The 14,654-nt window shown below is 42.9% G+C and carries 11 protein-coding genes; 4 read left to right on the top strand and 7 right to left on the bottom strand.

All coding sequences use genetic code 11. The features are described from left to right. Nucleotides 1-39: 39 nt before the first annotated feature. The 3 genes from DLM75_RS14495 (at nt 40) to DLM75_RS14505 (ending at nt 2,827) form a co-directional block, all read left to right on the top strand. Nucleotides 40-1,584, top strand: a complete 1,545-nt coding sequence (locus tag DLM75_RS14495) for an NAD(P)/FAD-dependent oxidoreductase (RefSeq protein ID WP_118969234.1) — start codon at nt 40-42, stop codon at nt 1,582-1,584. A 207-nt stretch (nt 1,585-1,791) separates the two neighbouring features. Next, on the top strand, nt 1,792-2,244 hold the full coding sequence (locus DLM75_RS14500; RefSeq protein WP_118969235.1) for a transporter: 453 nt from the start codon (nt 1,792-1,794) through the stop codon (nt 2,242-2,244). Between the two features lie 31 nt (nt 2,245-2,275). Further along, on the top strand, nt 2,276-2,827 hold the full coding sequence (locus DLM75_RS14505) for a DUF6817 domain-containing protein (protein ID WP_118969236.1): 552 nt from the start codon (nt 2,276-2,278) through the stop codon (nt 2,825-2,827). 10 nt (nt 2,828-2,837) lie between these two features. On the opposite strand, the gene DLM75_RS14510 is transcribed toward DLM75_RS14505, so the two are convergent. The 4 genes from DLM75_RS14510 to DLM75_RS14525 form a co-directional block, all read right to left on the bottom strand. After that, complete coding sequence (locus tag DLM75_RS14510; protein WP_118969237.1) at nt 2,838-3,077, bottom strand: hypothetical protein; 240 nt, start codon at nt 3,075-3,077, stop codon at nt 2,838-2,840. 55 nt (nt 3,078-3,132) lie between these two features. Beyond that, on the bottom strand, nt 3,133-3,546 hold the full coding sequence (locus DLM75_RS14515; protein ID WP_118969238.1) for a DoxX family protein: 414 nt from the start codon (nt 3,544-3,546) through the stop codon (nt 3,133-3,135). Nucleotides 3,547-3,740: 194 nt separating this feature from the next. Continuing rightward, on the bottom strand, nt 3,741-5,678 hold the full coding sequence (locus tag DLM75_RS14520; protein ID WP_118969239.1) for a long-chain fatty acid--CoA ligase: 1,938 nt from the start codon (nt 5,676-5,678) through the stop codon (nt 3,741-3,743). A 221-nt stretch (nt 5,679-5,899) separates the two neighbouring features. Then, nucleotides 5,900-7,702: a diguanylate cyclase gene (locus DLM75_RS14525; protein WP_118969240.1), complete on the bottom strand. Its 1,803-nt coding sequence runs from the start codon at nt 7,700-7,702 to the stop codon at nt 5,900-5,902. A 452-nt stretch (nt 7,703-8,154) separates the two neighbouring features. Here DLM75_RS14525 and DLM75_RS14535 point away from each other — a divergent pair, with 452 nt between their 5' ends. Further along, nucleotides 8,155-11,046, top strand: a complete 2,892-nt coding sequence (locus tag DLM75_RS14535; protein ID WP_429945483.1) for an adenylate/guanylate cyclase domain-containing protein — start codon at nt 8,155-8,157, stop codon at nt 11,044-11,046. Here DLM75_RS14535 and chrA read toward each other — a convergent pair. The 3 genes from chrA to DLM75_RS14550 are packed head-to-tail and all read right to left on the bottom strand — an operon-like array spanning nt 11,037 to nt 14,600. Further along, nucleotides 11,037-12,374 carry a chromate efflux transporter gene (gene chrA, locus DLM75_RS14540; protein WP_118969599.1) on the bottom strand — a complete coding sequence of 446 codons (1,338 nt, stop codon included), beginning with the start codon at nt 12,372-12,374 and terminating at the stop codon, nt 11,037-11,039. The two genes, DLM75_RS14535 and chrA, sit on opposite strands and share 10 nt — an antisense overlap. After that, on the bottom strand, nt 12,371-13,117 hold the full coding sequence (locus DLM75_RS14545; RefSeq protein ID WP_118969243.1) for a class I SAM-dependent methyltransferase: 747 nt from the start codon (nt 13,115-13,117) through the stop codon (nt 12,371-12,373). The genes chrA and DLM75_RS14545 overlap by 4 nt, the downstream gene beginning before the upstream one ends. Nucleotides 13,118-13,160: 43 nt before the next feature. Beyond that, entirely contained in the window at nt 13,161-14,600 is a 1,440-nt protein-coding gene (locus tag DLM75_RS14550) for a polysaccharide deacetylase family protein (protein WP_118969244.1), read from the bottom strand. Between the last annotated feature and the right edge of the window lie 54 nt (nt 14,601-14,654).

Here is a 14,654-nt window from a genome sequence, read left to right on the forward strand (position 1 = left end):
GGAATCAAACTCTTTGCAAAGAGAAGTCTGATTCCGAATATGATACAAGAACTGCAACTTCGTGTTGCTCCGGAAGTAGCGGGGCGGGAAGAAGAACTTCGGGCGTTTGTTTCTAAAACTCTCAAAATCGATTCAAAAGAAATCCGTCATATCGAAATCGTAAATCGATCGATCGACGCGAGACAAAAAACGATCTATGTCAATCTCAAAGTTTTGGTTTTTATCCATGAGGACTTCGTGGAGAAACCGATTCTTCTTCCTGATTATCCGAACGTAGCGAACGCGGAAGAGGTGATCGTGATCGGCGCCGGTCCTGCGGGACTTTTCGCTTCCCTTCAGTTGATCCTATCCGGCAAAAAACCGATCCTTCTCGAAAGAGGAAAGGACGTAAAAAGTCGTCCTCTTGATCTTCGAGAAGTGAATATTCATCACAACGTAAACGAAGATTCGAATTATTGTTTTGGTGAAGGTGGAGCCGGAACTTATTCTGACGGTAAACTTTATACAAGATCCAAAAAAAGAGGAAACGTCCGTGAAATTCTGGAGTTACTCGTCGGGTTCGGTGCAAGTCGAGACATTTTGATCGAGGCGCATCCTCATATCGGAACGAACAAACTTCCGAAGATCGTTCGAAATATCCGTGAAAAGATCATTGAGAGGGGTGGAGAAGTTCATTTTAACCAAAGGGTAACGGACTTTTTGCTAAACGGAAATCAGATCACCGGAGTGGAAACGAAAAACGGAGAAAGAATATATGCAAAAAAAGTAATTCTTGCCACGGGACATTCCGCAAGAGACATCTTCGAACTTTTAGACCGTAAAAAAATCGAAATCGAACTCAAACTTCTCGCGGTCGGGGTAAGAGTAGAACATCAGCAATCCTTAATTGATTCGATTCAGTACAGTTGCGAAACCCGCAGTCCTTATCTTCCTCCTTCTCCTTACAGCATCGTTAAACAAGTCAACGGAAGAGGGGTCTATTCTTTTTGTATGTGTCCGGGCGGAGTCGTCGCCGCGTGCGCGACTAAACCAGAGGAGATCGTTACGAACGGGTGGTCTTCCTCCAAAAGAGCCAGACCTTCCGCGAATTCCGGAATCGTAGTCGAATTAAAACAGGAAGATTTCAAAACCTTTGCAAAATACGGCGCGTTAGCCGCTATGGAATTCCAAAGATCGATCGAACACAGCGCCTGGATCGCGGGTGGAAAAAGTCAAACCGCTCCCGCGCAAAGACTTTCAGATTTTGTAAACGATAAACTCTCGGTTGATCTTCCGAAGACTTCCTATACACCGGGAATCAAATCGGTGGAATTAAAGAATGTACTTCCCGATTTTATCTTTCGATCCTTGCAAATCGCATTCAAAGAATTTGATAAATCTATGCGCGGTTATCTTACGAACGAAGCAGTCGTACACGCGCCCGAAACCAGAACCTCTTCGCCCGTGAGTATTCCGAGAAATCCGGAAACCTTACAACATATAAGAATTCAAGGTTTATTTCCTTGTGGAGAAGGTGCGGGTTACGCAGGTGGAATCGTGTCCGCCGCAATGGATGGAATTCGTTGCGCTCTTGCCTGCGCATAACCTCTTTTTAACGAAATATCGAAATTCTTTGTAAAACAGCTTTGCGATTTTTCTTGCTTTTAAGAAAGACCGGTTTGCAAAGTCATTCCTTATTTGTTGTAGTAGATGGATCTTCCATCAAGTCCTCGAGTAAAAGGGAGAATTATGCTTCTTCTAAAATTCTAAGATAGATTTATGGAAAAACAGAGCTTTTGGAGATTCCATAGAATGAAATTCAACACAACGCTTTATCCATTTTTATTCGCATTGATCGCCGCGATCGGTAACGCGTTCTTTGCATACGGTCAAAAAAAATCGACCGCGATTTCCGCTCCGTTTCTCTTTCTGATACCGACCCTCGTCGTCTGTCTTATACTATTGACCTTCTCCATTTTCTTTTACAAACCCGAAACTTTAAAAGAATACCTTTCGCAAAATTGGATCTACTTTGTAATCAGCGGAGTAGGATTGTATTTTACATTCGTCGGATTTTATCTTCTCTACAGCCGTTTTGGAGCTTCGTATTACATTTTATACGCCGTCCTATCGATTCTCACGACCTCTATCTTTGTGGGAGTGATCGTTTTTTCGGAGAAGATCAATCTATTTCATTATCTTTCGATTCTTTCCGCGCTGATCTCCATTTTTCTTTTTCACTACGGCCAGAACGCGACAAAGTGATTTCAATCGCCCCATTAGAAATGAGTTTCCAATGAATCGTTCTGACGATGTTCTTTTGGATCGACTCCGAACATTGAGCGCGGAGAAATTCGAGCACATACACGGAGATCTTTTCTCGCATCTCCTGGGCACCTATCGAATTCTATCGGACTGGGGTTCTTCCGAAATCCTTTGTAATGCCGGGCTCTACCATTCGGTTTACGGGACCTTCGCTTATCAAAATTCTTTGATCGGAACGGAGGCCAGAAAGGAAATCGTAGAAATCATTGGAGAGGATTCGGAGACGTTAGTCTTCCTTTATGGGACCTGTGACAGGGGATATTTTTATTCCCAATTCGGGAAACGAGAAACAATCGAACATAGAAATTGGAAAACGAAAGAAACGAGGGTTCTAACACAGAAGGAAACGGCGGATCTTTGCGAATTGACTGCGGCAAACGAATTGGAACTCGCCTTAACAAACGATTCTTTTTTGATTCGTTACGGAGACGAGCTCAAAGAACTGTTCGAAAAAATGAATTCTTATCTTTCAAAAAATGCGATTTTAGAATGTCGGAAAGTCTTTCAACTTCAAACATTCTAAAATTTGTCTATTATAAATTCATAAACTGTTTGTTGAGAGTTTCCAAATCTTTTATAAGATCGACGGGTTTGGGCTGAATCGTTTTCGCCAATTTCATCCCGTCGTCGATCAAATCCAAGATCAACTTCTTTTCCGCGATTGCCCTTGCGTTCGGCATGGACTTTCTTTCGTTCTTATAGATGGAAGCCTTTTCATCTATGATGGAAACGATCTTATTCAGCGCGTGAATTTTTGCCTGTTCTTCTCCCATGAAAATTCCTCCTTGATTTGGAGAAAGGTTAGGGAGGGCTTAAGAATAGGAAAGCTTATTTTTGTATCCGTTTTCGTACAATCTCCGTTAGCTTTTCTCTTTCCATCCAGAGAAGAAGAAGACAAATCGTTGAGCTTGTCAGCGCGAGGAAGAATAAAAAACCTCCGTCGTTTTCTTGTTCGATTCCGATTACGAAAATATGAGAAAGAATTGCGCCGAACATAAGCCCCGCACCGAGGAACGCCCCTGACCAACCAAAGCCGGGAACAAAAAGTAGAATCGAGGCGAATAACTCCAAAATTCCCGTTCCGATTCTACCCCAGGGTTCGGCATTCAACTTGGAAAAAATCGCCACAGACTCGGGCGCTCCCGTAAATTTAAAAAACAACGTTTGAAGAAAGATAAATGCGACCAAGATTCGCAGGCAGATGAGAATTCGACTCTTTATAGTTTGATTGGATGCTGACAAGAAGATGCTCCTAGATTCTTCCGTGTTCTTCGCTCTTTACCGGAAAAGAGTTACACGGAGCTCGAAATTTTTGTCGAATTCTGAGAACAAAAAGGCCCGCAGGTCCGTCCCTCGGATCAAGCGGGCTATCCAGTCGAAACACTTTACTCTTTTCTAAAAAGACTTACAATTGTCGAAAAGGGAAAGGTTTACCTTTACTTGTACATCTCTTCGATTTCTTTTTTGTACTTATCGGCGACAACGTTTCGTTTTATTTTCATCGTTTGAGTAAGTTCGTCTCCGGGTTCGAACTTCTTATCAAGTATCCGAAAACTCGACACCTTTTCGAAATTCTTAAACCCGTTCTCGTTGGATATCAGGGACTTGATCTCGTTTTTAAAGAGGCTCAGAACGTCCTGATCTCCGTTCAAATTTTTGACTTCGCTTAACATTTTAGAACGAAGTTCTTTCAGATATTTTTCCAAGGCCTCTTCGTTCGGAACTATCAACGCGCCTAACGTCTTTTGGTCGTGTCCTACCACCATAGCCTGGTGAATGAACTGGCTTCGAACCAATGCAAACTCGATCGGCTCCGGTTCTAAATTCTCCCCTCCCAGAAGGACGATCGTATCCTTTGCTCTTCCTGAATATTTCAATTCTCCGGAGGTGGTCCATGCGAGAAGATCCCCCGAGTTCAGCCATCCGTCAGAACTCAAGATTTCTTTCGTTTTCTCCGGCTCTTTATAGTAACCTTTCATTACGTGATCACCTTTGTGCCACGCGATCCCTTTGACTCCGGGTTTTGTAATTTCCTTTCCTTTTTCGTCCATCAACTTGATCTGAACTCCCGGAATACAACGACCCAAGGTTCCCACTGAGATTTCACCGAAAATTCTTCGTGTGGAAATTCCGGATAACTCGGTCATTCCATAACCTTCCAAAATCGGAATTCCGATCGCGTTAAAGAAAAGATCGATGTATTGAGGAAGCGCACCGGCACCTGAAAGTGCGAATCTCAATTCTCCGCCCAAGCCGCTTTTGATTTTGTTAAACGCGAGTTGAGCTATCTGATTTGGCAACCAGAGAAGCAGAACCACCCACATAGAAATAAATTTTTGCCAAAGCGAAGCGAAGGTGGATTGTTCGGTGAGATGAAATTCCAAACCTTGCAATCTGGATATGTGCTTGTAGTATGTGATCGCGATTTCTTTGAAAAGTCCGAATAACGCCTGTTGCGCGGGAGAAGAGGTTCGAACCTTATCATGAATTTTGTTGTAGAGACTTTCCCAAACTCGAGGAACCGAAAGAAGAAGGGTCGGTTTGATTTCCGCCAGGTCTTGACTGAGAGTAGAGATCGAAGTGAAAGCCTCCGCACCGCCGGCACGGATACAAACGGTTTCCACCAATCTTTCGGCGATATGCCACGGAGGAAGATAGGCCATACTACGATCGGAAGGATAGATTTTCAGATCCGTTCCTTCCAGAGCGCTGTCGACGTTAAAAACGATGTTCTTATGAGTAAGCATCACACCCTTCGGTTTGCCCGTCGTACCGGAAGTGTAGACGATCGTCGCAAGATCCGATTCTTTGATAGCGGATCCTCTTTTGTGGAACTCGTCTCTTCCTTTGGATTGGATCCAATCCTTTCCCTTTTCAATCAAGTCGCTTAACAAAATTACTTCGAAAGGACCCGTTTCGGCGATTCCGCCTTTTTTGTCGAAAAGAATGATTCTTTTGAGATGAGGATACGCTTCCTTCTGATTGAGAATCTTTTTCAGAGCCGTTTCATTTTCTAAAAATGCGATGGAACACTCCGCGTGATTGAGAATATAACGAAGATCTTCTTCGGTGGAATCGGTTCCTCGAGGAACGTCGACACAGCCTATGTTCGTGATTCCCATACTACACCAAATCCAACGAGCGCCCGAATCGGCGATCAGTCCGATCGGAGTTCCCGGTTCGAGACCCAAGGAAATCAAACCGGAGCCGATTTGTTGAACGGTTTCGTAAAGATTCTTAAAACTATTGGGTTGGTAATTCTTACCGTCCGGTTTGTAGTATTGCGCCGTTGAATCCGCGAATTTTTCTGCGGATGCATTCATGACATTGTATAAGGTTTTGGATGGAATGGAGGGAATCTGACTGGTTTTCATAGCAGGGGAGAATTGTAAGAGATCCTACCTTTCAGTCGAGAAAAAATTTGAATGACAAACAAATTCTTCTTACTTGCACTCTCGGATTGCCGAATTATAAATAACAAACGATATAAATTATTCCACCGAGCTACATTTTTTTGTAATAGCTCCTACACAAAGCGAAACAGGGGACTCGAATCTCGAACCAAATTCTTCCCATTAAAACGAGAATTCCCATCTCAATGCTGGATATGATTCCTTCCGGATTCCTTGGCATCATAGAGATTTTTATCCGCGATTCCAATCAGATCTTGAACCGATCGAATCGTCGGTTCGGTATTGCAGGAAATTCCGATGGAAACGGTAAGCTTTGAAAAATGGCTTTTGAGGTGAGCGATATTCAGAGCTTCTACTTTTTCAAGAATATTCAACGCGACAACGACTGCGCCTTCGATCGGCGTATCCGGTAGGATCACGGCAAATTCTTCTCCGCCATAACGATTGACCATATCATTGGCTCGTCTGAGACTTGCACGAATCTCCCGAGCGACGGAAATCAAAGCTCTATCTCCTTCAACGTGTCCGTACGTATCATTGTATTGTTTAAAAAAATCCACGTCGATCATCAAAAGAGAAAGCGGAGAATGATGTCTGGCGGAACGACTCCAGGCCAATCGAATCTGTTCGTCGAAATACCTTCTGTTAAAAATTCGAGTCAGAGGATCGATATACGAAAGCTCTTCCAGTTTCCCCGCGTATTCTTCTATTTCTTCTTTTTCTTTTCGGATCGTTCGAATCCTTTCGGACAAAGCAAGAGATAAGAATAGAACGCTTAGAATGATCCCGGTCTGTAAAAAAGGAATCGCCGGTCCTTCCTTTAAAAAAAGACCGAATCGACTGAGCGTAAAGATGATTCCTCCGGAAAGAGTAAAGAACCAAGCGGTTAAAAAAATGATCGCCTTTCTGTCTCCGCGTAACGCCATAAAGAAGGAAATCAAAAAGATCACCGTCATCTGAAGCAAAGGAAACAAAGAGGTGAACGGAATCAGATAACGTCCCGGAAGAAGAGGAATCAAAAAACCCAATACCAAGGCGGCCCAAAGAGATATTTTTAGGAATACGTTTAAAATCGTAGAACTCTTTTTAGTTTCCAAAAAGGAGGAAAGAAACAAGGCCATAAAGACCATCATCAACACAATCGATTCAAGATGAAGTTGATTGATAAAAGTGGGTTGATTCTGAAAAAACCATTCAAAAGCGTAACCCGGTAAAATGATCTGATATAAAAGAACCGAAAGAATTAGGAAAGAATAATATAATAAATATCTTTCCTTGAGTCCCAGATATAAGAAAAGATTAAAGAAAGCCATCACGGCGAGAGCGCCGAAAAAAGCCGCGTCCTTAGCAAGGTCGTATTTTGTTTCCCGAATTCTCGCCTTGTTTTCATACAAAGTCATCGAAAGACTGACTGCGCCCTCCGTTAAGACTCGGACGACAACCCTGGTTTTCCCTTTTTTCTCCACGGGGAGGGGAAACAAAAACATCCTGTTCTCGATCGGCCTGGACAAAAAAGGAAGCGTATCACCCGTGTTGAATTCTCCCTTCAAACCGTCCGGACCTTGATAATACAAATCGATCTGATCCAAATGAGGGTAGTGAAACGCAAGAGTGAATTCTTTCGAAAGGGTTTCCTTTGTTTCGATCTCGAAAACGAGCCAATATGGAACGGGATCATAACCGAATCCGAGCGTAGAATTTTTTACTTCCTGAATGGGAATGTTCTGGAGTTCAGAGAAAAAGTTTTCGGCACGATACGAATAGTTCGGATCTCTGACGTAGAATACGGATTTGAGAAGAGATCCTTTGTTCGAAAAATCGGGCTGGATGACAAAAGCCGGCTCAATTCCAAAAAGCGATTGGGATAAGAATAAGAAACAACATAAAAATAAACGAATTTTCGAGTTCAAAATAAACTTCGAATCGTACTTTAAATCTAGGATCGTTTTCATTTTGTTTCGAATTTTTAGAATTGGATCTTTCATAGAAATGATTCCAAGTGATAGACGATAGAATCTACAAATTCACTCAAAAAACTTTTTTCGAACGATTTCTACACGATGAAACTTGTCATTTTATCTGCAACGTATTCCATTCGAGAATACCCTAAAATCGGCGTAAGGTGAAGAAAAGAATGCAGTGAGTAATTAGGAATTTGAAACGAAGTCAATTTCTTTTTTCTAAGAGGATAAAATTCCCGTTTGGCGATCTCGACCTTCAAAATCGGCTGATCCACTTATAAAACGATTCCCCATTTTTCCAAAAGAAGGGAGAAGAAATTCCGATTTCCCGAGCCCATAAAATTCATTCTCCTGAAAGATTATTTCGTGACTCGAAGCGCCGGTTCTTTGAAGAATGGTGAAGATCATACTTGTATTAAGGATAACGCGCCGTGGATAAAGAGCCTATCAATCCGAACGACTTCGAGAAACAATCCATTCTTCAAAAAGCCAAAAACTGGTTCGGCTTTGTTCTCGAATTCACTCACATTCTTTACTTAGGTATTAGAGCGAAATTAGCCCTTTTTACGGGTGCACTCATCGCGCTCACGGTCTTCATTCTTTCTACGATCGACGTAAATCAGCAAACTGAGATTCTCACTCAGAGTTACGAAAAAGAAGCGGCGATTTCCAGGCATTACATTTCCGGTCTTGTTTTGGAATTGGAAAATATTTCCAGCAGTTTGATTCGTGTTGAATCCTTTCGGGAACGTGTAAAAAGACAAAGCCAGGCTCTTCGAAAATATAGAACGAAGGTCGTCACCCAAGAAGAAAAACAAGTCAGTCTTTTCGGATTTAAGACGAAACTTTTCGGCGTTCTTGGAAAAGAAAAAAAATCTTCCGTAAAGGATACATACTATTCCGTTTATCTTTCCAAAGACGATATTGCCGAACTGGAAAAGAATACGAAATATCTTCTCAAAGATCCCAACGGTCTCGGAATTTCCGACTCGATGTATTCTAAACTTCTCAATATGGCGCAACAAGTTGCTGTCCTTGAAGCGGATCTCAATGAACAAAAACAAAAATGGGACGAACTCGGAGGAAAAGAAGGCGGGACCGCAAAAGAAAAATTACCCATAGAACAAAAAATGGAACTCTTAAAGACCGGGATCGAAAAGGCGAGAAATCAACTCGATCATTCCATTTTAGAACTCGCGCTTCCGAAACAACATCGAAAAATTGAGGAACTGGGGCTCAACATGTCTCAGTTTAGAATTCAGACCTTTCCCGTTCTTTCCAATCAATGGAAGGAGAATCTGACTCCGTCTTTCGACACGAGAATTTTCAAACCGGACGGACCGATCAACGGAAACGAAATTCTTCCAGTCGTCAACGCGAATTTGAAAGACTCGATCTCGAAAGTTCTTTCGTTGGATTTCGATATGGAATCCGACGAAAACGCTTACAGCGTTGGAAAGATGGAATTGCAGACTTTGTATTCTCCGATTTTTCGGAATCAAAGTTCCACGGAAAGAGCCAATACGATCCGAAACAAACTTCCGGATTTTGCAAAACGTTATCTGCAACAGGACGCAAGTATCGCAAAACGTGTGGCTGAACTTGTAGGACCCTTGAAAAAAAGAATATCCGAACTCAAAGAGAAAAAACCTCCGGTTCCTCCTTTTAAGGATAAAAGTTTCAACGACCTCTATTCTAAATATTCGAAACTCATCCAAGAAAGGGAGAATGAGTTTGAAAAATTCAGAAACGAATTTTCGGAAGATAAGAAGAATCAAGAAGCCGTCGCTCAGAAAATAAAACCTGGCAAAACAAAATCTCCGAAAGAAAAAACGTTTTTCCCGATTCAGAGCGACACGGATCTTTTGATCGATGCGTTAGGCGAAATTAGGAATGCCGGTTTGGAAGATTTGATCGTCCTTCGATTCAGTCAGAATTCCGGAGCCTACTTGGATTATCTAAGAGATCCGAAGATACAAAACCTAACAAAGGAAAGATGGGCCGCGATCCGGGAATGGATCTATTCCGGTAAAAGTGAAACTCCGACACCTCAATTAAAAAAACTAATCTCGGACGGAATCATCGCAAACTCAAGAGGAGAAGCCGAGGAAATTTTATGGAGCCTGGATTCGAAACCGCTTCTTTCGGAGACTTCGGAAGAAGTGAGTTCCAATCTTCTTTCCGCGAATCTCTCCGGAATTTCAAGAACACTCGTGGATCGGACCGAAGGTTTGGAGATGATCCGGAAAAACAGGAATTCCGCGATCGCGACTGCAATGCTCATCTGTGCGATCGCAATTCTTCTTGCAATCTTGATCTCCGGATTTGTGGTTCAGAAAATCAAAAGAATCATCTTTCACGCTCAGGAAGTGGGGCACGGAAATCTGGAAGTTCAATTCGAACAGGGCGGGCAGGACGAGCTGGGAACTCTTACGGTCGCTCTCAATTCGATGGTTTCCGGATTGAGAGAAAGGGAAAAAATTAAGAATATTCTGGGAACGATGATCGATCCCGTCGTCGTCAGCGAGGCAATGGTGGACCTTGCGGCACTAAAACGGGGAAGCGAAAAAAGGATCACCGCATTTTTTTCCGATGTAGCAGGATTTTCGAATATTAGCGAAAAATTAACTTCTGTCGAATTAGCATCATTGTTAAACGAATATCTTTCAGCGATGACGATCGTGCTTAAAAAACACGAGGGGGTTTTGGATAAGTACATAGGGGATGCGATCGTTGGCATATTCAATGCTCCGGTGGAAGTGGAAGATCATTGTCTCAAAGCCGCTCGAGCTTCCGTCGAAATGGTGGAGAGACTGGACGTTTTACGCGAGGAGTGGAAGGCGCGAAAGGCTTATATACAAGAAGCGCAAGAGATGACTTTTCGGATCGGACTCAACACTGGTCTCGCTAAAGTCGGTTTTATGGGAACCGATTCCATTTCCGCTTATACGATGATGGGAGACACTGTAAATCTCGCCGCGAGACTCGAGGCCGCGGGAAAAGACTACGGCGTCAATATTCTCATCGGAGAATCCGTTCAACACGAAATCAAGGATGAATTTTTCACAAGACTCTTAGATGTGGTTCGAGTCAAAGGAAAGAACGAACCGGTAAAACTATACGAATTAGTGGGAAGACACGACAAGATTTCGGAAAGAATCGAAGCGTCGGCACTGGAATTTGCAAAAGGGTTCGAGGCGTATTTGAACAGAGAATGGTCTCTTGCACAAGAATTTTTAGAAAGTTCTCAGATTACAAGGGGAGCAAAGGACAAAGCCGCCATCAATCTGATCGAACGTTGCGAAGATTATAAACTGAATCCTCCGGAAAAAACCTGGGACGGAGTTTATACAAGAACTCACAAATAGAAAATCGTATCAGCGGCCAGAAAAAAAAGGCCGCTGAAGAATATCAAAAAAATAGAATATTCCTTTTTTAATTTTAAAAAGACAAGACTTACGATCGTCCAAAGAAGCGGGAGCCAGAGAATATGATCGGTGACGTTTCGAAAGTCGAATTCCGCTGTTCCTTCCTGGAAAAGAATCGATTTCGCAAAATAGATTCCCAAATAAAGAATCACTGCACAAACGCAGGCAGTCACGTAATTCAAGGTGTGTTTTAAAAGTTGCGATTCCTTTGTTTTTTCCACGATTCCGGCGCCGCCCAAAATAAAAACAAACGAAGGCAAAAACGTATAATATGCCGTAATAAATAATCCGAACAGACCCGCGATCGTGTTCCCATAATGATGAGCACCCGCCAAAAAACCGATAAACGTCAAAACCATCACAAGGGGGCCCGGAGTGCTCTCTCCAAAAGAAAGACCGTCTAACATCTCTTTGTTGGAAATCCAGGAGAATTTAGCGACCGCAAAATCGGCAACGGTGGGAAGAATCGCGTATGCTCCTCCGAAGGTAAGAAGCGCCGTCTTTGTAAAAAACAAAATCAATTCTTCCCAAAATCGAAATCCGGACGTATGAAAAAGTAAAATTCCGAGGATCGGAAGAACCCAAAGAATCAATCCGATACTTCCGACTTTGCTGATTTGTTTAAGAATGAGAGTGGAATCCTCTCTCTTTTGATCCAACTTCGTTTGCAAATCGATGCTTCCGGAGCTCGTTCCGATTGATGCCGACGAATTTGAAAAAGATTCGGAATTCTTCTTGGATGTAAAAAAGGAAAGGATCCCTAAGGAAAGCGAAGATAAAAGAAGATACGGATAGGGAATCGAAAAAAACAACATTCCTAGAAACGTAAGGAGGAAACAAAATTTTTGTCCGTTGGACTGAATCCTTTTTTTCGCCAGATTCGAAAAAGCGAGGAGGATGATCGCAAGAACCGCCGGTTTGACTCCGTTCAAAAAGGAAATCGCATAGGGAACTTGTCCATAATAAAAATAGAATATACCGATTCCACAAAATAGAAAAAAGGAAGGAAGTATAAAAAAGAGACCCGCCAGAATCCCTCCGCGAATTCCGTGAAGGATCCAACCCAAGTAGGTCGCGAGTTGTTGCGCTTCCGGTCCGGGAAGAAGCATACAATAACTCAGGGCGTGGGAAAATTTCTCCTCCGAAATCCATTTTTTTTCTTCGACGAGGGTTTTGTGCATTAGGCTGATCTGACCCGCGGGTCCCCCGAAACTCAACCAACCGAGTTGAAACCAAAAACGAAAGGCTTCCTTTTTGGAAGGAATCAAGATGGAAGTCTCCCGATTCGAAAGAAAAGGGGCCATTCCACCATTCTCGTTTTTTCGTCTCCCCAAGCGGATCGTAGATTTTCTTCGATGAGAAGCACGGGATCACTTTCATTTTTTTGAATATACTTCTGAACACTGGACCAGGTTCTTAGATAACCGAGGACTTGGTCCACGGTCCATTCTTCTTTCATACTAAAGAAAGGGGGTGTGATTTTTTCGAAAGGGAAAGAGATCGTTTTATATTCTTCTTCCACGTATCTTCTTTCCGGGGGCCAATAGGAACCCACGATTTCGCCGTAGAGACGATCGATGAGAGAATCGATTTCAGGAATGATTCGATGTAGACCGTATCCCCAAATCGCGAGAATTCCGTTTTTCTTCCCGACGCGGAGGACCTCCTTATAAAAGGGTTCGAAATCAAACCAGTGAAATGCCTGCGCTACGGTGATCAAATCTACTTCAGAATTTTCTAATGTAGATTCCTCTGCCTTTGCGACGCGGTATTCGACGCGAGGATGAGATTCTGCGTTTGCAATTTGATTTTCGCTCGGATCGGTCGCGATCACTTTGTCGAAAAATTCCGCGAGCGAAACCGCGGCTTGCCCGTTTCCGGTTCCACAGTCCCAGACGACGTTTCCGTTCGGAACGAGACTTTTTAGATAGGCGAAGAGTTCTCTTGGATAACAGGGTCTGAATTCGGAATAAGAAGAAGAATGAGAGGAAAAATGATCTCTGAAACTCATAGACTCAAGTTTTCAGAGATCATGGATAAGACTCAAGTCGGTTTTAGAATGCCCCGTCCGGATGTTTCTTGAATTCTTTTTGATTGATAAAAAGATATTGGTATTGAATCTGTTTTCCTTCCTTGGTCTTTGCATGGATCATCAAAGGAAGAAATGTGGATTTTTTTGCAAAGTCCGGAATTCTCACCGTGTAATCCGGAGCCTTGTTTTCCGCGATTACATCCTTACTTTTGATCTTAATACTCACCGATTCGGTTTGAACTCCCTCAAGATGAATCTTAAACTCTTGACCCGTTTTTACCCAAGAACCGTCCGCAATCGAAATCGAAATTTTCGGAGGCGGTGCCATCGTAAGAATCGCATTGAACGCGGATTGAGACTGACCCCAAGGAACCAAGGATCTATGCACGTTATAAACCGGTGTCCCAGGAACATTCTTCCCAGGATTTACCGTAAACGCCATTCGGTACCCAATGGCCTTTGCTTCTTCGATCACGCGGGGATCAAAAAGACCGAAAGGATAGGCGAGATCCACGACCTTTCTTCCGGTTTTAGCTTCCAGGATTTGTTTGGATTCGAGCAATTGTTTCCGGATCAAAGTACGACTCATCGTAGGAAGTTTCGGATGATATAAGGTATGAGAACCCAGATCCAGAACTCCACTATCCAGTGCGGTCTTCAGTTGATCCCAGGTCATGTAGTACTTCTTACCAGAAGAAATGATCGTAGGGTAGATAAAGATCGAAGCGACAAAACCGTATTTTTTCAGAAGAGGGACCAATTGTTCCAAGTGCGTTTTGGATCCGTCGTCAAACGTAAGAAGAATCGGTTTCTCCGGAAAATCCGAGGGTTTTTTACCGGAAATGTATTCATAGAATTGATCCAAACGAATCGGTTTATAACCTGCGGCTTTGAGAAACTTAAACTGTTCTTCGAGAAGTTTCGGGTGAAGATTGTAACCGCCCATAGGACCACCTTCCGGGGCCAAATGATGATAACAGAGAACGGGAACTCCGCCGCCGGAAGCCGAATCGATTCCTTGAATGGAATAACTCGGACTGGAAGGGGTATCATCCTTAACCGTTGGAAGAGCGTCTTCGTATTTCTTCTTTTTCGTTTTGGATGAATCTGAATTCTTCGTCTCTTTTTTGTCTTGGATTTTAGAATTTCTGGATTTCTTGGGGAGATTTTTTTCTTCCGTTTTCGAAGCAACCGCGTTTACATTGGCCGCTTCCGACTTTTCTTTCGGATTCTTTTTGGAAACGATTTCGGGAGAATCATCCGAAGTGGGAGATTGCCGTTCTCCAGGCGAACGTTCCGGTTCCAACTTCGGGGAAGAAGACGAAGTTTTTCTTTTTTTCGGTGGATTGAGAAAATCATCTACGGGTGAAGCCGTCAAAAGGGTCGGGATCAAAAGGGAAAGAATCCCTAACATAGAGAGAGAGGTTTTTACGTTTTTGGAAATAAATAGTTTTGTTTGCATTCCGGAATCCGGGAAAAGAGTCTTCGGTTAGTCTTTTAAAGCCTCTTTCCCCGG

Origin of the sequence: Leptospira stimsonii (genome assembly GCF_003545885.1) — a bacterium.
Classification (GTDB): Bacteria; Spirochaetota; Leptospiria; order Leptospirales; family Leptospiraceae; genus Leptospira; species Leptospira stimsonii.

Coding starts and splice junctions, on each gene's coding strand:
- DLM75_RS14545 (WP_118969243.1), bottom strand. CDS start 13,117: ATGAGTTTCAGAGATCATTTTTCCTCTCATTCTTCTTCTTATTCCGAA.
- DLM75_RS14500 (WP_118969235.1), top strand. CDS start 1,792: ATGAAATTCAACACAACGCTTTATCCATTTTTATTCGCATTGATCGCC.
- DLM75_RS14550 (WP_118969244.1), bottom strand. CDS start 14,600: ATGCAAACAAAACTATTTATTTCCAAAAACGTAAAAACCTCTCTCTCT.
- DLM75_RS14505 (WP_118969236.1), top strand. CDS start 2,276: ATGAATCGTTCTGACGATGTTCTTTTGGATCGACTCCGAACATTGAGC.
- DLM75_RS14525 (WP_118969240.1), bottom strand. CDS start 7,702: ATGAAAGATCCAATTCTAAAAATTCGAAACAAAATGAAAACGATCCTA.
- DLM75_RS14510 (WP_118969237.1), bottom strand. CDS start 3,077: ATGGGAGAAGAACAGGCAAAAATTCACGCGCTGAATAAGATCGTTTCC.
- DLM75_RS14495 (WP_118969234.1), top strand. CDS start 40: ATGATACAAGAACTGCAACTTCGTGTTGCTCCGGAAGTAGCGGGGCGG.
- DLM75_RS14520 (WP_118969239.1), bottom strand. CDS start 5,678: ATGAAAACCAGTCAGATTCCCTCCATTCCATCCAAAACCTTATACAAT.